Annotated in this window: 18 protein-coding genes and 1 tRNA gene; 13 read left to right on the top strand and 6 right to left on the bottom strand. The window is 34.9% G+C overall.

Annotation, left to right across the window (positions count from 1 at the left end):
* The first annotated feature begins 4 nt into the window (after positions 1-4).
* From ACFQ1K_RS11540 to ACFQ1K_RS11510, 7 genes are all read left to right on the top strand, one after another.
* Complete coding sequence (locus ACFQ1K_RS11540) at positions 5-1438, top strand: T9SS type A sorting domain-containing protein (RefSeq protein ID WP_320556882.1); 1434 nt, start codon at positions 5-7, stop codon at positions 1436-1438.
* Positions 1439-1448: 10 nt separating this feature from the next.
* The gene (locus ACFQ1K_RS11535) at positions 1449-2933 is read left to right on the top strand and encodes a T9SS type A sorting domain-containing protein (RefSeq protein WP_320554891.1); all 1485 of its coding nucleotides are present in this window, start codon (positions 1449-1451) and stop codon (positions 2931-2933) included.
* 206 nt (positions 2934-3139) lie between these two features.
* Positions 3140-5386 carry a ribonuclease R family protein gene (locus ACFQ1K_RS11530; protein ID WP_320554890.1) on the top strand — a complete coding sequence of 749 codons (2247 nt, stop codon included), beginning with the start codon at positions 3140-3142 and terminating at the stop codon, positions 5384-5386.
* 50 nt (positions 5387-5436) lie between these two features.
* Positions 5437-5688 carry a hypothetical protein gene (locus ACFQ1K_RS11525; protein WP_320554889.1) on the top strand — a complete coding sequence of 84 codons (252 nt, stop codon included), beginning with the start codon at positions 5437-5439 and terminating at the stop codon, positions 5686-5688.
* Positions 5685-5984 carry a YbjQ family protein gene (locus ACFQ1K_RS11520; RefSeq protein ID WP_320554888.1) on the top strand — a complete coding sequence of 100 codons (300 nt, stop codon included), beginning with the start codon at positions 5685-5687 and terminating at the stop codon, positions 5982-5984. Before ACFQ1K_RS11525 ends, ACFQ1K_RS11520 begins: the two co-directional genes overlap by 4 nt.
* A 20-nt stretch (positions 5985-6004) precedes the next feature.
* Positions 6005-6676 (top strand): head GIN domain-containing protein, encoded by a 672-nt coding sequence (locus ACFQ1K_RS11515; protein ID WP_320554887.1) that lies wholly within the window; start codon positions 6005-6007, stop codon positions 6674-6676.
* 73 nt (positions 6677-6749) lie between these two features.
* Entirely contained in the window at positions 6750-7433 is a 684-nt protein-coding gene (locus ACFQ1K_RS11510; RefSeq protein WP_320554886.1) for a LysE family translocator, read from the top strand.
* A gap of 143 nt (positions 7434-7576) precedes the next feature.
* On the opposite strand, the gene ACFQ1K_RS11505 is transcribed toward ACFQ1K_RS11510, so the two are convergent.
* From ACFQ1K_RS11505 to ACFQ1K_RS11495, 3 genes are all read right to left on the bottom strand, one after another.
* Positions 7577-7647: transfer RNA gene (locus tag ACFQ1K_RS11505), tRNA-Cys, on the bottom strand.
* Positions 7648-7697: 50 nt separating this feature from the next.
* A complete protein-coding gene (gene folB / locus ACFQ1K_RS11500; protein ID WP_320554885.1) occupies positions 7698-8060 on the bottom strand; it encodes a dihydroneopterin aldolase in 363 nt (120 codons plus the stop codon).
* Between the two features lie 87 nt (positions 8061-8147).
* Positions 8148-8348 (bottom strand): zinc ribbon domain-containing protein, encoded by a 201-nt coding sequence (locus ACFQ1K_RS11495; protein WP_320554884.1) that lies wholly within the window; start codon positions 8346-8348, stop codon positions 8148-8150.
* A gap of 142 nt (positions 8349-8490) precedes the next feature.
* Here ACFQ1K_RS11495 and ACFQ1K_RS11490 point away from each other — a divergent pair, with 142 nt between their 5' ends.
* The 3 genes from ACFQ1K_RS11490 to ACFQ1K_RS11480 all read left to right on the top strand — a co-directional run bounded on the left by ACFQ1K_RS11490 (position 8491) and on the right by ACFQ1K_RS11480 (position 11323).
* Positions 8491-10497 carry a glutamine--tRNA ligase/YqeY domain fusion protein gene (locus ACFQ1K_RS11490; protein WP_320554883.1) on the top strand — a complete coding sequence of 669 codons (2007 nt, stop codon included), beginning with the start codon at positions 8491-8493 and terminating at the stop codon, positions 10495-10497.
* A gap of 67 nt (positions 10498-10564) precedes the next feature.
* Positions 10565-10750 (top strand): hypothetical protein, encoded by a 186-nt coding sequence (locus ACFQ1K_RS11485; protein ID WP_320554882.1) that lies wholly within the window; start codon positions 10565-10567, stop codon positions 10748-10750.
* 96 nt (positions 10751-10846) lie between these two features.
* Positions 10847-11323: a DUF1761 domain-containing protein gene (locus ACFQ1K_RS11480; RefSeq protein ID WP_320554881.1), complete on the top strand. Its 477-nt coding sequence runs from the start codon at positions 10847-10849 to the stop codon at positions 11321-11323.
* Positions 11324-11364: 41 nt separating this feature from the next.
* On the opposite strand, the gene ACFQ1K_RS11475 is transcribed toward ACFQ1K_RS11480, so the two are convergent.
* Positions 11365-12294: an SPFH domain-containing protein gene (locus tag ACFQ1K_RS11475; protein ID WP_320554880.1), complete on the bottom strand. Its 930-nt coding sequence runs from the start codon at positions 12292-12294 to the stop codon at positions 11365-11367.
* An 84-nt stretch (positions 12295-12378) separates the two neighbouring features.
* Between ACFQ1K_RS11475 and ACFQ1K_RS11470 the strand changes: the two genes are divergently transcribed.
* Positions 12379-13059, top strand: coding sequence for a hypothetical protein (locus ACFQ1K_RS11470; protein WP_320554879.1), 681 nt, complete (start codon positions 12379-12381; stop codon positions 13057-13059).
* A 48-nt stretch (positions 13060-13107) separates the two neighbouring features.
* Here ACFQ1K_RS11470 and gltX read toward each other — a convergent pair whose 3' ends face one another.
* Positions 13108-14838 (bottom strand): glutamate--tRNA ligase, encoded by a 1731-nt coding sequence (gltX, locus tag ACFQ1K_RS11465; protein WP_320554878.1) that lies wholly within the window; start codon positions 14836-14838, stop codon positions 13108-13110.
* 120 nt (positions 14839-14958) lie between these two features.
* Positions 14959-16002, bottom strand: a complete 1044-nt coding sequence (locus ACFQ1K_RS11460) for an alkane 1-monooxygenase (protein ID WP_320554877.1) — start codon at positions 16000-16002, stop codon at positions 14959-14961.
* A 167-nt stretch (positions 16003-16169) separates the two neighbouring features.
* On the opposite strand from ACFQ1K_RS11460, the gene ACFQ1K_RS11455 reads away from it, so the two are divergent.
* Complete coding sequence (locus tag ACFQ1K_RS11455; RefSeq protein ID WP_320554876.1) at positions 16170-19745, top strand: DUF4175 family protein; 3576 nt, start codon at positions 16170-16172, stop codon at positions 19743-19745.
* The gene (ybeY, locus tag ACFQ1K_RS11450) at positions 19738-20154 is read left to right on the top strand and encodes an rRNA maturation RNase YbeY (protein WP_320554875.1); all 417 of its coding nucleotides are present in this window, start codon (positions 19738-19740) and stop codon (positions 20152-20154) included. The genes ACFQ1K_RS11455 and ybeY overlap by 8 nt, the downstream gene beginning before the upstream one ends.
* Positions 20155-20179 lie beyond the last annotated feature (25 nt).

Here is a 20179-nt window from a genome sequence, read left to right as displayed (position 1 = left end):
AAGCATGAAAAAACAATTACTTTTATTAATATTAATCCCACTCATAAACTTTAGTCAAGTTCAAATAGGTAATGATATTAATGGTATTCTTCCAATAGAACAATTAGGACGTTCTGTAGCATTATCCTCAAATGGTAATATTTTAGCTATTGGTGCAAATGCTAATAATGGTATAGCTAATAGTGTTGGTATTGTAAAAGTTTATGAGAATATCAATGGAGATTGGATACAAATAGGTAATGATATTTTTGGTAATACATCGGAGCTAATAGGTGATATAGTGAAATTATCCTCAAATGGTAATATTTTAGTTATTGGAGGAGAAACTAATTCAGGATCTGGTTTTGTAAGAATTTATGAGAATATTAATGGAGATTGGGTACAACAAGGTAATGACATTACAAGTACTACAAATAATGATAATTTTGGTTTATCATTTTCACTATCTTCAGATGCAAATATTATTGCTGTCGGTGCAGATAGCAATAATTCCAATGGCTCTGGTTCAGGCCTAGTTAGAGTATTTGAAAATACAAATGGCACTTGGATACAAAAAGGGAGTGATTTTAATGGTGCCAATTCTTTTGAACAATTAGGACGTTCTGTCGATGTATCTTCAGATGGTAATATTTTAGCGATTGGTATTCCAGGAGAAAGTACAAATGGAAATAGTTCAGGTCAAGTAAAAGTTTATCAGTATAATAGTGGTACTTGGAATCAAATAGGACAAAATATTAATGGAACTCAGATAGGGGATTTATTAGGAGTAATAGTAGGTTTAAATAGCGATGGTACAATTTTAGCTATTGAATCTATTTTAGATGAAAACGGTAATGCGTTAGGAGGTCAGGTAGAAGTCTTTGAGTTTGTTAATAATAGTTGGATACAAATAGGTAGTGCTATAAATGGTTTAGGTGTATCCTTAGACATTTCATCAGATGGAAATATCATTGCCATTGGTGATGATATAAATCCCTCTTCTTCTTCTGGTCTAGCTCGTATTTACCAAAATCAAGCTGGTGTTTGGACTCAATTGGGACAGGATATAGTTGGTAATAATAACAGTGATCAATTTGGGATATCAGTTTCTCTTTCATCGGATGGAAGTATTGTTGCTTCAGGTGCATTTACAGCAAATACAGTAAATGGTATTGGTACAGGATATGCTGCTGTCTATGATTTAAGTGCTGAATTATCAATACAAGAGCAAACGATCACCGAATTTACTTTATATCCCAACCCTACAATAGATCAGTTTACTATTGAATTAAATAATTCAGAAGAATTACAAAATGTAAATATTTACAATAATCTAGGTCAATTAGTGCAGAGCGAAAAAACAACAACTGTAAATACGTCACAATTAGCATCTGGACTTTATATGGTTGAGGTAGAAACTATGAAGGGAAAATCAACAAAGAAGTTAATAATTAAATAACTGATAAAGCATGAAAAAACAATTACTTTTATTAATATTAATCCCACTCATAAACTTTAGTCAAGTTCAAATTGGACAAGATATTGATGGAGAATCTTTTAGTGATTATTCTGGAAATGCTATAAGTTTATCAGGTAATGGATTAATGTTAGCTATAGCTGCTGAAAGAAATGATAGTAATGGACAAGATTCAGGCCATGTTCGGATTTTTGAAAACCAATTAGGAAGTTGGGTACAAGTGGGAAATGAAATTAACGGTGAAGTTGCTAATGAATTGTTTGGAAGGTCAGTTAGTTTATCAAATGATGGATCTATAGTTGCTATTGGGGCGTTAGGAAATCCTGTAAGCGGAAATAATTCTGGTATTGTACGTATTTATGAAAATCTAGCTGGTAACTGGATACAAATAGGAAGTGATATTAATGGCGAGTTTGCCGATGATCAAGCAGCTGGATCAACAAATTCAATCAGTTTATCAAGTGATGGTTCAATAATTGCTATTGGTGCTAGATATAATAATGGTAATGGACAAGATTCAGGACATGTTCGAATCTTTGAAAATCAATCTGGTAATTGGGTACAGATTGGTGACGATATTGATGGTGAAGTTAATGAAGATGAATCTGGTCGATCCATTAGTTTGTCAAGTGATGGTTCAATAGTTGCTATTGGTGCTATTTATAATTCAGGAAACGGAACTAATTCAGGACATGTTCGAATCTTTGAAAATCAATCAGGTAATTGGGTACAGATAGGCGATGATATTAACGGTGAAGTTGCTGGAGATGTATTTGGTTGGTCGGTAAATTTATCTAATAATGGTTCTATCGTAGCTATAGGAGCGCCGAATAATGATGGTAATGGTAATATTTCGGGACATGTTCGAATCTTTGAAAATCAATCAGGTATTTGGACACAGTTAGGTTCGGATATTGAAGGTAGGGCAGCTGGAGATTGGTTTGGTTACGACGTCAAATTATCAAGTGATGGTTCAATAATTGCTATCAGCGCTACAGAAAATGGTGGAATACCACCTTCCACAAAAGGTTATGTTCGAATCTTTAAATATCAATCAGGTAATTGGATTCAACAAGGTAATGATATTGAAGGTGAAGCACCAAATGATTATTCAGGTGGTTCTATAGGTCTTTCTGATGATGGTTTAGTGATTGCTATAGGTTCAAGATTAAATAATGGAATTAGTGGATTTGCTTCAGGTCATGTAAGAGTGTACGATCTAAGTGCAGTACTAAGTGTAGATAGTTTTAAGCAAGATTTGTTTAATGTTATTGTAAATGATAATGAAGATTTAGTTGAGATTACACTTGATAATAACCAAATTTTAAATCAAGTTAACCTATATACAGTAGATGGTAAATATTTGTATTCAGAGAAAAGTTTACAACTTAAAACAAATACGTTATCTCGTGGCATTTATGTTATTGAGGTAGAAACTGATAAAGGTAAATCTGCAAAAAAAGTGATTATAAAGTAGCTTTGTTAATTTTTTTAAAAGAATAACCTGATAAGTAAGCATCATATTTTATGGTGCTTTTTTCATTTATTTAACGCTATCTAAACACTATTAAATTTTAATAGTGTAGTTTTGTAGTAAACTTAATAACTTCACTTCCACCTTTATTAAGTTTAAAATGAAGAATTCCTAACACTTTTAGGAAAAGAATATGATTACATAATTAAATGACAAGAAAAAGAAAAAAGAAATCTGGTAAAAACAAGATTTCTAACCTTACAAATACGATTCTAAGTATTTTAAAAAAAGAAAGAAACAAATCCTTTAACTATAAACAAATTGCTGCTATTATTGGTGTAAACGATGCTAGCAGCCGTAATCAGATCATTAAAACCTTAGCAAAACTCGCAGCAAAACAAGAGATAGAACAAGTTGATAGAGGTAAGTTTAAAGCCGTTGTCACTGCAGAGTACCATACAGGTATTTTAGATTTAGCTGCAAAGGGAAATGGGTATATTATTTCAGATGATTTTGAGGAAGATGTCTTTATAGCCTCTAATAATATTAATAAAGCTTTAGATGGTGATGAAGTAGAATTCTATGCTTATAAACGCAGAAAACGTGGTAAGATTGAAGGTGAAATCACTAATATTATAAAACGTGCCAAGAGTGAATATGTCGGTACCATACAAATTCAAAAGAATAGAAACTTTGCATTTGTGGTTGCGGATAGTAATAAAATGTACAAAGATATTTTCGTACCTATCAATAAAACAAAGAAAGCAGAAGACGGTGATAAAGTATTGGTAACGCTTACGGATTGGCCAGAAAAGGCTGATTCTCCTTACGGTAAGGTTTTAGAAGTTTTAGGAAAACCAGGAGAACACAATACAGAAATACACTCCATTTTAGCAGAATATGGTTTACCTTATGAGTTTCCATATGAAGTAGAGCAGTTTGCTAATAATTTGGATATTTCAATTACCAAAGAAGAAATAACCAAACGTCGCGATATGCGTAAGGATTTAACCTTTACGATAGATCCAAAAGACGCTAAAGATTTTGATGATGCTTTATCTTTTAAAGTTTTAGATAATGGCTTGTACGAAATAGGCATTCATATAGCAGATGTATCGCATTATTTGCAACCAGGAACCGTTTTGGACGAAGAAGCCTACGAGCGCGCCACCTCTATTTATTTAGTGGATCGCGTCGTACCAATGCTTCCTGAACGTTTATCAAACGGTGCATGTTCTTTGAGACCACATGAAGAGAAATATACCTTTTCTGCAGTCTTTCAGATGAATGATAAATGCGATATTAAAAACCAATGGTTTGGCAGAACAGTGACCTACTCAGATGCACGCTTTGCTTATGAAGAGGCACAGGCCATTATTGAAAATAATCCAAGTGTCACTCTAGGTGCGGTGAAAGCGTCTCAATTAAATACTATTATACCAAAAGAAGTATCACTCATAGGTGAGCAATACCAAACCAAACCAGAAATTGCTGAGGCAGTATTGGTTCTAGATAGATTGGCCAAAAAAATGCGATCTAAACGAATGCGATCTGGTGCCATTTCTTTTGACAAAGTGGAAGTGAAATTCAACTTAGATGAAGATGCTAATCCAACCGGAGTTTTCTTTAAAACCAGTAAGGATGCCAATAAACTCATAGAAGAGTTTATGTTGTTAGCCAACAGAAAAGTATCGGAATTTGTTGGAAAACAAAATCCTAAAAAAACCTTTGTGTATCGTGTACATGCCGAACCTGATGAAGCTAAATTAGCGCAACTACAAACGGTTGTAAGTCGTTTTGGTCATAAGCTCAACTTTAAGGATCGTAATAGCATCGCTTCATCATTAAATAAGTTATTAAGTGATGTCGTTGGTAAAAAGGAACAGAACCTTGTAGATACTTTAGCCATTAGAACTATGGCAAAGGCAGAGTATACCACACATAATATTGGGCATTATGGTCTAGCGTTTGATTATTACAGTCATTTTACCTCACCGATTCGTCGTTATCCAGATGTAATGGCTCATCGTTTGTTGCAACAGTATTTAGATGGGGGTAAATCGGCCAATGAAGAGGTTTACGAAGAAAAGTGTAAGCATAGTAGTAATATGGAATACTTAGCTACCAAGGCCGAACGTGATTCTATAAAGTATATGCAGATTCGTTTTATGCAAGATCACCAAGATGAGGAATTTTTAGGTGTCATTTCTGGGGTGACTGACTGGGGTATTTATGTAGAAATTGAATCCAATAAATGCGAAGGAATGGTAAGTGTTAGGGATATGAAAGATGATACCTATGATTTTGACCAGTCGCATTATGCGATGATTGGTCGTAATACCCATAAAATGTACCAGTTAGGTGATGAAGTTATTGTAAAAGTAAAGGATACCGATTTGGTGAAAAAACATTTAGATTTTTATCTTATGGGAAAACCGAATAATAATATGAATTGATGTAACATTTTTAGTTTTTATGCCTCTTATTCTTTTAAAATATATTGAAAATGGAAGATAAGGTTTGTAAAAAATGTGGGTCCAATAAGCTTATAGAGAGAGCTCAGATTGTTGATTATGGGCATATGAATCAAATGAATGATTTATCTATTCATATTAAAACCACGGATAAAATATTTTTTAATAAATACGAAAAAGGAAAACTTACAGCTGAAATATGTGGTTCTTGTGGTAATGTAGAATTATCCATCAACAATCCACATGAATTATGGGAGGCTTACTTAAAGAATAAATCATTATGATACTTACTACAACAAACTCAATAGAAAACTTCAAAATTATAGATTACTTGGGTATAGTTACCGGAGTAGCTCTTGCAGAAGAAAAATTAGTGATGGGTTTTAGTATGTCTAAATATTTAAATTCTATTAGAAATAGTGTTGATGCAACCAAAGAAAAAGCATTTCAGCAATTACAAGAAAATGCTAAAAAGCTAAATGCAAATGCAGTTGTTGGCATTAAAGTTGAAATAGAATTGATGACAAGCAACTATGCCATGGTATCTGTTACAGGTACAGCTGTTAAAGTAGTGGCATAGCTTAATTAAATTATAAAATCATGAAAAATTATTTTTTATTATTAGCATTTACAGTAGGACTTTTTATTAATGCCCAAGATACTATTGAAAAAAATATAGGTGAATTCTCAACAGTAAAAGTCTATGATTTAATCAACTTGAAAATGATTAAATCTAATGAGAACAAAGTGGTTATTTCAGGTGATAATAAAAAGGATGTCCAGGTTATTAATAAAAATGGCAAGTTAAAAATTAGAATGAAGCTTGAAGAAAGCTACGATGGTAATGATACTGTGGTGAAGTTGTATTACACATCAGTTGATGTTATTGATGCCAATGAAGGAGCTAATATTGTGGTTAACGAACCTATTGAGCAATTTGAAATTGATTTAAAGACACAAGAAGGGGGTGAAATTACTGCAGAACTCAAAACAACGTATGCTAATTTTAGAGCAGTTACAGGTGGTATTATTAATGTATCGGGAAGCTCAAAAAACCAAGATATTTCCATTTATACAGGAGGTATAGTTCACGGTAAAGAATTTAGAACAGAACAAACCGAAGTAAGCGTTAATGCCGGTGGAGAAGCTTACGTTAATGCTTCAGAATTTGTTGAGGTAAGAGTAAAGGCGGGAGGCAACGTCTATATTTACGGTAATCCAAAAGAGATTGATGAGAACAAAGTTCTTGGTGGCACAGTTAAACGCATGTAGAACTCAAATCATGCTATCTCAAACCTAGCAGTTCTTAATTTGTTTACTACTTTTGTGTAAACTACAAGTTTACATGCTAGATGATATTTTAACAGCTATTCCTTTTGGAATCATTTTAGCCTTTACTATTGGTCCTGTATTCTTTGTCCTATTAGAAACTAGTGCTACCAAAGGTTTCAGTAGTGCCTTGGTGTTTGATTTAGGGGTGATATTAGCAGATATTGTTTTTATTTTACTCATTTTTATGAGTACGGATACCCTTTTAGAAAAAATAAAAGACGATCCAAAATTATTGGTTTTTGGTGGTGTTTTACTTATAGTTTACGGTATCATTTCGTTTATAAAAATTTCAAAGTCCTTTAGGTCTATTGTTAGAGAACATCACAGAATAAAGTTGCCAAAGAAAAACTATGGAAAGCTATTTGTTAAAGGCTTTTTACTTAATTTTATTAATATTGGCGTGCTTTTGGGCTGGCTAGGCTTTATTGTTATTGGCACCTCTATAACCAAATCAGAAAATGGCGTAATGGTATTTATCGTTACTATGTTAGTATCTTATTTTGTATGCGATCTGTTTAAAATCGCCGCAGCAAAACGACTAAAAAGTAAACTCACACCACGGCGAATTTTTAAAACCAAGAAAATAGTGGCATTAGTCATACTTGGCTTTGGTATTTTACTTTTGTCACAAGGTTTATTTCCAGATCTCTATGAGAAGGGCAAAGAGCAAATAGAAATGGTAAATCCTATAGACTAAAAAAATATACTTAGGGCTGTAGAGCAGTTTGCGGGTTCATTAACTAAAGGTTCATACCGCGTTTATTTTAACCTAAATTTTCCTTAAATTCTAAAAGAAAAAAAAGTCTTCAATCTGGAGCGATCAAAGACTTTAAAGTTTTGAGGTGTCGAGCGGATTCGAACCGCTGTAGATGGTGTTGCAGACCACTGCCTAGCCACTCGGCCACGACACCCAATTGAGAGGGCAAATATATAAATTATTAATGTTTTACCCTATACCGGCTTACTTTTTTCGCTTTTCTGAAAGCTCAATGGTGACCATTTCTACATCACCACCAATAGGTGGGTTGATTTTACTCACAGAAACAGTAACTTTTGAAACAAGGTTATCCTCATTAAGGACTCTATCTATAATGCGCTGGGCCACGGTTTCTAAAAGTTTTGATGGTTTTGCCATTTCGTCACGCACTACTTTATTTAAAAACACATAATCTACGGTATCACCTAAGTCATCTGTTTTTGCAGACTTAGACAAATCTGCCTCAACAACAACATCTATGCGATAATCACTGCCAATAGTTGTTTCCTCCTTTAAACAACCATGATTGGCAAACACCCGAATATTTTCAACCTTTATAATTCCCATGAGGCAAAAGTAATGCTTTTGTCACTTTGAACTAATGTCTTCAAGAAAATTGTATTAATAAGATTTTTGTTTGATCACTTCAAATCTCTAATTGGTGAAAAAGTCAAAAATGTTACTTATAGCACTGGTTTTAGCTTTAAAAAATTCTGTATAGGTACACTTTTTGCACGTTACCGAGGTAAATTTTTTGTTTTGGACATCAAAGATTTTGGACAAGGTACCACCAGTAGCTCTCATTTCACCTAATTCATACGTTGTATTATCACATTTAGGACATTTGTAATTCATGTTTTCTTGGTTTGTGGTTATATATTCTATGAGTAACATATAATGGATTAATGTTACATTTTATGTAATTTTGCCTGATAATTTAGAGATTAAATTTAGTTGTATCAAATACTTAAATCTAGTCCCTAAAATCTATTTTGAAATGTCAGAAGAAACAAAATCACTCAATTTTATTGAGCATATTATAGAGGAAGATTTAGCAAACGGATTAGCTAAGGAAAAGCTTCGTTTTCGTTTTCCACCAGAACCCAATGGTTACTTACATATTGGCCATACCAAAGCTATTGGAATTAGTTTTGGATTGGGTGAAAAATACAATGCCCCCGTTAATTTGAGGTTTGACGATACCAACCCCTCAAAGGAGGAGCAAGAATATGTAGATGCTATTAAGCGCGATATTGCTTGGTTGGGCTACCAATGGGAGAATGAATTATATTCTTCGGATTATTTTGATAAACTTTATGAATGGGCTGTACAGCTTATTAAAGACGGTAAGGCTTATGTTGATAGCCAAACCTCTGAAGCTATGGCAGAGCAAAAGGGCACACCAACGCAACCTGGCACCAATAGTCCTTATAGAGATAGAAGTGTAGAGGAAAATTTAGATTTATTTCAACGCATGAAAGCTGGGGAGTTTCCGGCTGGTACGCACGTGTTACGTGCCAAGATAGATATGGAAGATCCAAATATGCTCATGCGTGACCCTATAATGTATCGTATCATGTATGCACATCACCATAGAACAGGTGATGAGTGGTGCATTTATCCTATGTACGATTGGACGCATGGCGAAAGTGACTATATTGAACAGATCTCACATTCGTTATGTTCTTTAGAGTTTAAACCACATAGAAAATTATACGATTGGTTTAAAGAGAATGTACACGAATATGCCAAAGATTATCTACCATTATTGCCAAAGCAACGCGAGTTTGCCAGATTAAACTTATCGTATACCATAATGAGTAAACGCAAGTTACTTAAGCTAGTAGAAGACAAGGTGGTTTCTGGTTGGGATGACCCAAGAATGCCAACCATATCTGGCTTAAGACGTAGAGGATATACACCAAATTCTATTAGAGAATTTATTAAAAAAGTCGGAGTTGCCAAACGTGAAAATGTCATTGATGTATCACTTCTTGAATTTTGTATCCGTGAAGATTTAAACAAATCAGCCAATCGCGTTATGGCCGTTTTAGACCCACTTAAAGTGGTCATCACTAACTACCCTGAAGATAAAGAAGAGTGGTTAGAGGCGGAGAATAATCAGGAAGACGATTCCGCTGGTTATAGAAAAGTACCGTTTTCTCGGGAAATTTATATCGAGAAGGAGGATTTTAAAGAAGAAGCCAGTAGTAAATTTTTTAGACTAAAACTTGGTGGCGAAGTAAGATTAAAAAATGCTTATATCATTAAAGCTAATAATGTGGTTAAGGACAAGGACGGTCATATTACTGAAGTTCATTGTACCTATGACACAGACACCTCAAAAAAAGTGAAAGGAACTTTACACTGGGTATCGATTAAACATGCGATTACCGCAGAGGTAAGGGAGTATGATCGCCTATTTATGCATGAATCACCAGATGGTGATAAGGAGAAAGATTTTATGGAGTTCTTAAACCCAAATTCATTAAAAATCAAAACAGGGTATTTAGAACCAGGTTTAGCTCGTGCTAAGGTAGGTGAGCGTTTTCAATTTCAACGTTTGGGCTATTTTGTTGTTGATGAAGACTCTACATCAGATAAGCTAGTATTTAATAAAACAGTGGGCTTAAGAGACAGTTGGGCAAAACAAAAGCCGAAAGCACAAGCCAATACTCAAACTAAATCTAAGCCACAACAGCAAAAGCGCCCTGCAATTAGTGTTATTCAACAACTAGGTAAAAAATACACTAATTATCCACCTGAAAAGCAAACTAAAGTTAAGACCGAAATACAATCCTTAGCTAAAGACGTAGCATACGAAGATTTAGAGCCTTTATTTGGCACTGCAGTAAAAAAAGCAGGCACACGTATTGCCGTGATGATTACGTTAAAGGAATTGCTTAAAAATGGCGTAAAACGTAATGATGCTATTAACGAGTTTATCGAAAAGGCCTTAGAAGATAAAAATGAATTATTAGTAGCTGAAGCTTCCGAGGTTTAACAATTGTTTAGTAAAGATTACCGCTCATAATGTTTATATTATCAATATGGAAAATGAACGGCAAATCTTGACTAAAATATCTACATTAACACGAGAAATAGAAGAACACTATCCAGAGCTCATTAAATTTTTAGATGAAAGTAGAAGCACACTACCCAATAACTCAGGAGAAGTGGCTTTAAAAAATTCGGACTTAAAAGACTATTTGGAGCAACTACAATCACTTATAGAAAATTATAATTCCAAAGACTAAAAAGACACGAAAGCATAAGGCTGTAAAAAAACCTCTTTGATTAAAGCTTAGCGGTTTTTTTGTACATTTAGTTTAACTAACTAAAACAATAACAATATGGAATTAAATTATTTAGCCATAGTGGTTGCTGCTATTGTGCCACTTATTATGGGAGCTGTTTGGTATAATCCAAAGGTTTTAGGAACGGCGTGGATGAAGGCCTCAGGAATGACTGAAGAAAAAATAAAAAGCGGTAATATCCCTGTTATCTTTGGTATAACCCTTGTTTTGTCATTTATGTTGGCATTCACTGTAAACGGAATGGTTATTCACCAAGTGGGAGCTACGCAGTTAGCATACTCTAACCCAGATGCCGAATCCTTTCAGGCCTTTATGGCAGAATTCGGAAACATGCATCGCAGCTTTGGTCATGGTGCTTTACACGGAGCGATAGGGGCCATATTTTTTGTGTTACCAGTTCTAGGAATTAATGCCCTTTTTGAAAGGAAAGGATGGAAGTATATTCTGATTAATGTAGGTTATTGGGTTGTTACTTTAACAATCATGGGAGCTATAGTTTGTGGTTGGAAATAAAATAAAAATACCGAAGTTTTAATTTCGGGATTTTTTAATCTCTACTTATCGTCCTTATTGTTTTGGGCATTTTTCATGGCCTCACCAATTTGATTGCTTGCTGTAAAGCTCGCCACCATATCATTAAGCATATTGCTACCAGCCTGTGGGGCATTAGGAAGTAAAATCAAGTTACTGTTAGTTTCTTCACCTAATGATTGAAGCGTATCATAATGCTGCGTTACAACGATAAGAGCAGAGGCTTCCTGTGAGTTAATACCAACACGATTTAAGACTTCAACGGACTCTTCCAATCCACGTGCTATTTCACGTCTTTGATCGGCAATACCCTGTCCCTGTAAACGTTTACTTTCAGCTTCGGCTTTTGCCTTCTCTACGATTAAAATACGCTGTGCGTCTCCTTCAAATTGTGCTGCAATCTTTTCGCGTTCCGAAGCATTGATGCGGTTCATTGCCGCTTTTACTTGAGCATCAGGATCAATATCGGTCACAAGGGTTTTAATGATATCAAAACCATAGTCTAACATAGCGTCATTTAGTTCAGCCTTCACAGCCAAGGCAATATCATCTTTTTTAACGAAGACATCATCAAGTTTCATTTTTGGGACTTCGGCACGAACAACATCAAAAACATAAGAAGTAATTTGTTCATGCGGGTAGTCAAGCTTATAAAAGGCATCATATACTTTTTGACTAATAACCCTGTATTGAACGGAAACTTTCAAACGTACAAAAACATCATCCAAAGTTTTGGTTTCAATAATAACATCTAATTGCTGGATTTTAAGGCTTAATCGTCCAGCGATTCTATCGACTAAAGGGATTTTTAATCGCAGTCCAGATTGGGCGATGTATTGAAAACGACCAAAGCGTTCTATAATAGCTGCAGTTTGTTGTTTTACTATAAAAAATGACGAAACGATGATGATTAGTCCAAAAAATATAATTGGTAATAAAATAAATTGACCCATAACTTGAATTTTAATGGTTAGTGTTTATGAATATTAAATGTAAATAATTTTACTTAGGTTTGTCTTTATTAGCTCTAAAATCGCATGAAAAAACCGAAACTTCATTTATTAGTAGCTGTTAGCATCCTATTTGTTACATTGGGCCACGCACAGCATAAGCGTTATGCCATAAAAAATGGAATAGGCATACAGGGTGGTTTTACACAATTTGACATTATCACAGATAATTTTGTGACCAAAAAAAATAATGGTTTTATAGGGGGTCTATCGGCTACGGTTGATATTCCGCATAAATGGTATAACGTAAGTTACAACATTCTACTTTCTGAAAACAATATTGATATTGCAGCGTATTCCTTATTGAATCCAACTGAAGAATTTGTTGAATATAAACTACTTACGGCACAATTATCATTTTTATTACATGTAAAACTGATAAAGAGCAATTTAACCTTAGATCTTGGGCCAATGCTTCAATATAACGGAGATTTGGAGTTAAAAGATGATTCTAAAGAAGGATTGATCGTTTCTAACTATGATTCCCTTTTAACAGAGGATATATCCAAAATATCAAATTTTAATGTAAATGGAGCAGTGGGTCTATCTGCCGGTTTTGGAGCCTTCAGATTACGGGCACAATATATTTATGGTTTTACAAATATCTTGAACAAACTTAATGATGAAGACTTAAGCGCAGGTTCAAATACAGATAAATTTAAAGGCAACCAATCTATGATTGCCTTTTCCGCTATTATTACGTTTTAGTGATTTACGAATTGTCATCCTAAACTTGTTTCAGGATCTTACCTTTTTTTAAAGAGTCTTCACCAAAGCCTCAATGCGCTTAGCCGTTTCGGCTTGACCTATCATAAACATTATATCAAACACATCAGGTCCTTGTAAAGCACCAACCAATGCTAGGCGCAATGGCATCATTACTTTTCCGAAACCAATTTCATTATCGGTTATCCAACCTTTTATGTTGGTCTGAAGGTTTTCAACCGTAAAGTCTTCAGTCGCATTTACTAAGCCCACCACTTGGTTTAGAATATCTGCGGTATCGTCCTTTATAGCTTTTTTAGATGCTTTTTCGTCATAATCGGTTGGTGACACAAAGAAGAAATGGCTTAGTTCCCAAAAATCGCTCACAAAGGTCGCACGCTCTTTAATTAGACCGATAACTAATGCTATATAATGAACATCAATATCCTTTAACAAGATGTTCTTGGCTTGAAATTCCTTCGCTAAATCCAAATCTAATTGCTGCTGCATGTAGTGGTGGTTGAACCATTTAGTTTTATCCGGATCAAAACGCGCACCTGCTTTATTTACCTTTGATAGGTTAAACGCCTCCACTAATTCGTCTAAACTGAAAATTTCTTGCTCAGTACCTGGATTCCAGCCCAAAAAGGCTAAGAAATTCACAACAGCTTCTGCGAAATACCCATCTTCTTTATATCCTCTAGCGACTTCATTGGTTTTTTGGTCTACCCATTCTAGTGGAAATACTGGAAAGCCTAATTTATCACCATCACGTTTAGATAGTTTTCCGTAAAGCCCCTTTTTTAGAAATGCTTTTAGGTCTTTTTTTAGATGAGAATCTTTATTATCATTTATTTTAATGGATTGAGATATATTTTTAGGGTTTTCAAATACAAACCTTATAAATTTTCGAATTTCATCTTCTTTGTAGTCAGAGTTTTCTAGAGCTTCCTCCGTGTATAACTCTGTAAACTTATAAATTGTACTTTTGTTAATATAAGTTGCAGGGTTAGGCTTTAAAATTAAAGGCAAATGTGCAAATTCTGGTATGTCCCAACCAAAGGCATCATACAGCAAATTATGTAAAGCTAAAGAGGGTAGCCATTCTTCACCACGAATAACATGCGTAATTTCCATTAAATAATCATCTACAATATTAGCAAGATGATACGTTGGCATGCCATCACTCTTGAACAAAATCTTGTCATCAAGTATGTTGGTATCTATAGAAATATCACCTCTAATAATGTCTTTTAAATGTAAGGTTTCATCTTGTGGTGATTTAAAACGCACCACATAATCCTCGCCAGCATCAATCTTTGCTTGGGTTTCTTCTTCAGTAAGTACTAAAGAATTTACCAATCGACCTTTTTCACGATTGTGCCAGTTATATATAAAGGTTTTACCTTCAGCTTCGTGTTGTTTTCTGTGTGCATCAAGTTCTTCCGAAGTATCAAAAGCATAATAGGCTTTACCTTCAGCAATAAGCTGATCTGCATATTGTTTGTACATATGCTTGCGCTCACTTTGTCTGTAAGGACCAAATTTTTCGTTCTTTCCAGGGCCTTCATCAAACGGAATACCGCACCAATTTAAGGCTTCTACAATATACTCTTCTGCGCCTTCTACATAACGGTTTTGGTCAGTATCTTCTATGCGTAACACAAAATCGCCCTTGTGTTTTTTGGCAAATAAATAATTGAATAGCGCGGTTCTTACTCCGCCAATATGTAAAGGTCCTGTTGGACTTGGTGCAAAACGCACACGTACTTTTTTTGACATTTTTCTAATTCAAAATAATTTGTCCTTCTGAACTTGTTTCAGAATCTTGGGCAAAGATAAAATTATACCACTGAAGACGGAAGTGTTAAACTATAAGTTTTTTGATCTTCAAAGGGAATGTTAAGAAACGACCATTTCTTTAGGGACACGCTTATTCATAATCTTAAACCAGAGTGGTGGCACCATAGCTAATACCATAGAGGTTGGATAGCCAAAAGGCATTTGAGGACTATCCTCGTGGCAATCTAAAATCTGGTATTTTTTGGATGACTTATAATGATGATCGCTATGACGTGTCAATTCATATAAAACAATGCGCCCAATAACGTGATTAGAATTCCACGAATGAATTTCTCTTACGCGTTCGTAACGGCCAGATTTAGTTTTTGAACGCAATAAGCCATAATGTTCAATATAATTGACGGTTTCGAGCAAAATAAACCCAACAATACCAGCGCAAATGGCAAACAACAAAGCTTTAGTTCCTAAAGCTAAAGTTACTGTAAGTAAATATGAGATTTGAAAAACCGTGTACCAAAGCATATCATTCTTAAAAGAAAAGAACGATTGATGAGTGTTTTTCAATAATTTTTTCTGAATAGACCATGCGTTAAAATATTGCCTAATGGTTGAGGTGAACCAAAACGAGTACACGCTTTGGTTGTATTTTGCCGTAGCTGGGTCTTCTGGTGTAGCGGCGTGAAGGTGATGTCCAAAATTGTGCTCTATGTAAAAGTGCATATAAAATGAGGGTAAAAGCAGGGCTTTGCCGAGGAAACGCTCATTTGTGGTTTGTCTATGTCCAAGCTCGTGACCAACATTAATACCATTAACACCCAAAACGATGCCAACCGAAAAAACAAGCCCAACAAACTCATAGGTTTCTAAGGATTGACCAGCAACTAAAACCAAAGCATAGATGAGAATACCATAAACAATGGGTAAGTTGAGGTACAGCAACCAATCAAATAGTTTTTGTTTTAATCTGTTATCCACTTCCTCAGGATGAAGGTTTGTGGTATCCAAAGGAAAAATGAGTTCTAAAATAGGGATACATACAAAAGCAAATATAGGTGTTGCCCAAACCCAATTGCCCCGTAAGCTAAGCCCTAAAAAGGCCATAATTGGAATGGAAAATGCAGCTAAGTATTTAAGATCTTTCATAATATTATGTATCACATCTGAGAAAGGAGGAAACCAGTTACTTGGTTAATGGTGTTTATTTGTTATGATATTTAACACACCAGGCCCCTAAATTAACAGAATCTTACCAAATTTAAGAAATCAAGAATTAAAATAAAATTGTAGATTAGTCAGTTAGAATAGTATTGATGAGCAATTTCGAAACTATAAAAAATAAACTTCAGCAATTCATAAAAAAATATTACACAAATGAATTGCTAAAAGGCGCTATTTTATTTTTCGCCACAGGTTTGTTGTACCTCATTTTCACGCTGTTTGTAGAATATGTATTTTGGCTTAATCCAACAGCAAGAACTATTTTATTTTGGGTCTTTATAGCCGTAGAAGCAGCGCTATTTCTAAAGTTTATCGCTATACCTTTGGCGCACTTATTCAATTTAAGACAAGGTATCGATTATGAAACAGCATCTAAATTAATCGGTAATCATTTTCCTGAAGTCAACGATAAATTATTGAATGTACTTCAGCTGAACCAAAGTCCAAAACAATCCGATTTATTATTGGCTAGTATAGATCAGAAATCGCAAGAGTTGCAACCCATTCCGTTTAAATCGGCGATCAACTTTAAGGCCAATACCAAGTATTTAAAGTATGCGGCTATTCCTGTCGTCATCATTTTATTGTCCTACATCACAGGAAAAATCGATTGGTTTAGTGATAGTTACGAGCGTGTAGTCAACTACAAAACGGCTTATCAGCCACCCGCACCTTTTCAGTTTTTTGTACTAAATGAAAACCTTCAAGCTATTGAGGGTAAAGACTTTAAGCTCAAAGTGAAAACGGCTGGTGATATCGTTCCTGAGAGTGCACAGATTCAATTTAATGGTCAATCGTATTATTTGCAGCAGATTGCGCCAGGTGAATTTCAGTACACTTTCAAACTGCCAAAAAGCAATATTGAGTTCAGTTTATCAGCAAACGAAGTCAATTCAAAATCATATGAATTACAGGTTGTAAACACTCCTAGCTTGGTGAATTTTGAAATGGTGTTGGACTATCCAGCGTACACTCAAAAACAGGATGAGGTATTAAAAAGTTCGGGTTCTGCAGTTGTTCCAGAGGGCACAAAAGTCACTTGGAAAGCGATGACCAAAGCTACAAACGCTGTCCACATCTATGCGGAGGACACGTTGAGATTTACTAAAAACAACGAAAACACATTTGACGCTACCAAACAACTGTTTAAGAATTTTAGCTACAGTATTTCCACCAGTAATGAGAATCTTAAGGATTACGAAAATTTAGCATACAATATTTCTGTGGTTAAGGACTTACATCCAGAGCTCAATATCAAAATGCAAATCGATTCGCTAGATCAACAAAGTATGTACTTCTATGGTCAGGCAAGTGATGATTTTGGACTGTCTAAATTGAATTTAGTATTCTATCCATCAGAAGATGATACCAAAAAAGTCATAGAGCCAATCACAATTTCAAAATCGAATTTTAGTGAATTTGTAAGTGCCTTTCCAAATCAGTTTAATCTTGAGGATGGTGTAAGCTATCAACTATACTTTGAGGTTTATGATAATGACGTGCTTCATAATTACAAACGCACCAAGAGTAGCGTATTCAGTTTTAGAAAGCGTACGAAGGAAGAAGAGGAGCAAAAACAGTTACAAGAGCAGAATGAGACGATAAAGGATATTGGCAAAACCTTTGAAAAGTTGGAGGAGCAAGACAAAAAGCTTGAAGAATTTTCTAAAACCCAAAAGGAAAAACAAGAACTTAATTTCAACGATAAGAAGAAATTTGAAGACTTCTTGAAACGTCAAAAGCAGCAGGAGCAGTTAATGAAAAACTTCAATAAAAAACTGCAGGATAATCTTGAAGAATTTCAGGACGAAAAAAAGGAAGATCAATTTAAGGAAGACCTAAAGGAGCGTTTAAAAGAAAATGAGGAAAAGCTAAAGCAAGACGAAAAGTTGCTTGAAGAGTTAGAAAAGCTGCAGGAAAAAATCAATAAAGAAGAATTTACACAGAAGCTTGAGGAATTGGCCAAACAAAATAAAAACAAGAAACGTAGCATGAGGCAGCTCTTGGAGTTGACAAAACGTTTTTATGTAATGAAGAAGGCCGAAAAAATCGCGAATCAATTGGATGATTTAGCTAAAAAACAGGATGAATTAGCCAAGAAGGATAAAGAAAACACCAAGGAGAAACAAGACGGATTAAATAAGGAATTTGAAAAGTTACAAAAGGATATTGAAGACTTAAAACAAGAAGACCGACGCTTACAAAAACCCATGAATGTTCCTGTAGATGAATTTTTAGAAGATGGAGTAAAGTTTGACCAAAAGGAAGCCAAAGAAGCACTCGAGAAGAAAGAACAAAAAGAGGGCGAAGGCAAACCCACAGAAGCTCAAGAACAGCAACAAAACGCTCAAGAGAAGCAAAAGAAGGCTGCAAAGAAAATGAAGCAGATGAGTGAGCAAATGATGCAAATGCTATCTGGAGGTGGTGGTGGCGGAGGAAACCAAATGTCAGAAGATGTAGATGCGTTACGTCAAATTTTAGAAAATCTTTTGTTGTTTTCGTTTGATCAAGAAGAATTGATGAACACCTTTGAGACCATAGACATCAATAATAATAAATATGGTAAATACATTATCAAACAAAGTAACCTAAGGGAACATTTTGAACATATTGACGACAGTTTGTTTGCCTTGTCATTACGTCAACCAAAAATTTCCGAAAAGGTCAACAGTCAGATAACCGAAGTTTACTTTAATATAGATAAAGCACTTGGTCAACTCACTGAAAATAGATTGTATCAAGGTGTCGCTTCCCAGCAATATGTTATTGCCGCTAGTAATGAATTAGCAAGCTTCCTTAGTGATGTTTTGGATAATATGGAAATGCAAATGAATGCATCACCAGGCTCAGGCGGTGGAGGTGGTCAGCAACTTCCGGACATTATTATGAGCCAAGAGGAGCTCAACAAGCAAATGGAGGAAGGTGTCAAAAAGAATGAGCAAGGCAAACAGGGAGAAGAGGGTCAGAAAGGAGAAGGGGAGAAACCTGGTGAAGAAGGAAATAAAGGCAAGGAGGGTGAAGGGAAAGAACCAGGGGATCAAGGAAAGGAAGGTCAGCAAGGTCAAAGCGGCCAGAACGGAGAAAACGGAGAGAATGGAAAGCAAGAGGGTAAAGGTGGTCAAAACGGAAAGAGCGGAGAAGGTAACCTTCAAGAAGGAAAGGGCAAGGGAGGAAAAAAAGGTAAGAATGGAAGTGGCTCAAGAGGAGATGGCAATGGCGAGGAAGAAAATGATGGCTATGGTGAAGGAGGCAAGGAAGAGCAAAACGAAGAATTGTTCAAGATTTATCAAAGACAACAACAATTACGTCAAGCTTTAGAAGATAGGCTTTCCAAAGAAGGCAAAATCGAATCTGCTGGTGAATTGATTAAACAAATGGAAGATATTGAACTTGATTTATTGAATTATGGTTTTTCAAATCAGACGCTTCAAAAAATGATGGATGTCCAACATGAATTATTAAAATTGGAGAATGCTACTTTTATGCAAGGTAAAGATACCAAGCGCGAATCAGAAACAAATAAAAAGGAGTATAACACCAATAATCCAAGTCAGATTCAAACCGCAAAACAATACTTCAACACTACTGAAATATTAAACCGACAAGCACTACCTTTACAGAATCATTTTAAGAAAAAGATTCAAGATTACTTTAAAAGCAATGATTAGTTTTAATTACGAAACAGATTTTAAACTAAAGAACGAGAAGGACATTTCAACATGGATTTCAGCAACTATTATTTCCGAAAACTGTAAGGAGGGTGATTTAAATTATATATTCTGTTCAGATGATTATTTGCACAGAATAAACGTAGATTTTTTGAATCACGACACCTTAACCGACATCATAAGTTTTGATTATTCAGTAGGAAAAGAACTACATGGCGATATTTATATTTCCGTGGAAAGAGTAGTGGAAAATGCCAAAGATTTCAAGGTGTCTTTTGATGAAGAACTTGCTAGAGTTATGATTCACGGTATATTGCATTATTGTGGTTATATGGATAAAAGTATGGAAGAGGCTAAAGTAATGCGCTCAAAGGAAGACTTCTATCTAAAGGAACGTTTTCTGTCTTAAGTTTTCAACGTATCTTTGCCGCCGA

This window comes from Winogradskyella aquimaris (assembly GCF_042676105.1).
In the GTDB taxonomy this organism is placed as follows: Bacteria; Bacteroidota; Bacteroidia; order Flavobacteriales; family Flavobacteriaceae; genus Winogradskyella; species Winogradskyella aquimaris.
Note: the sequence above shows the minus strand (reverse complement) of the source record. Positions and strands in the feature narration are given on the sequence as shown.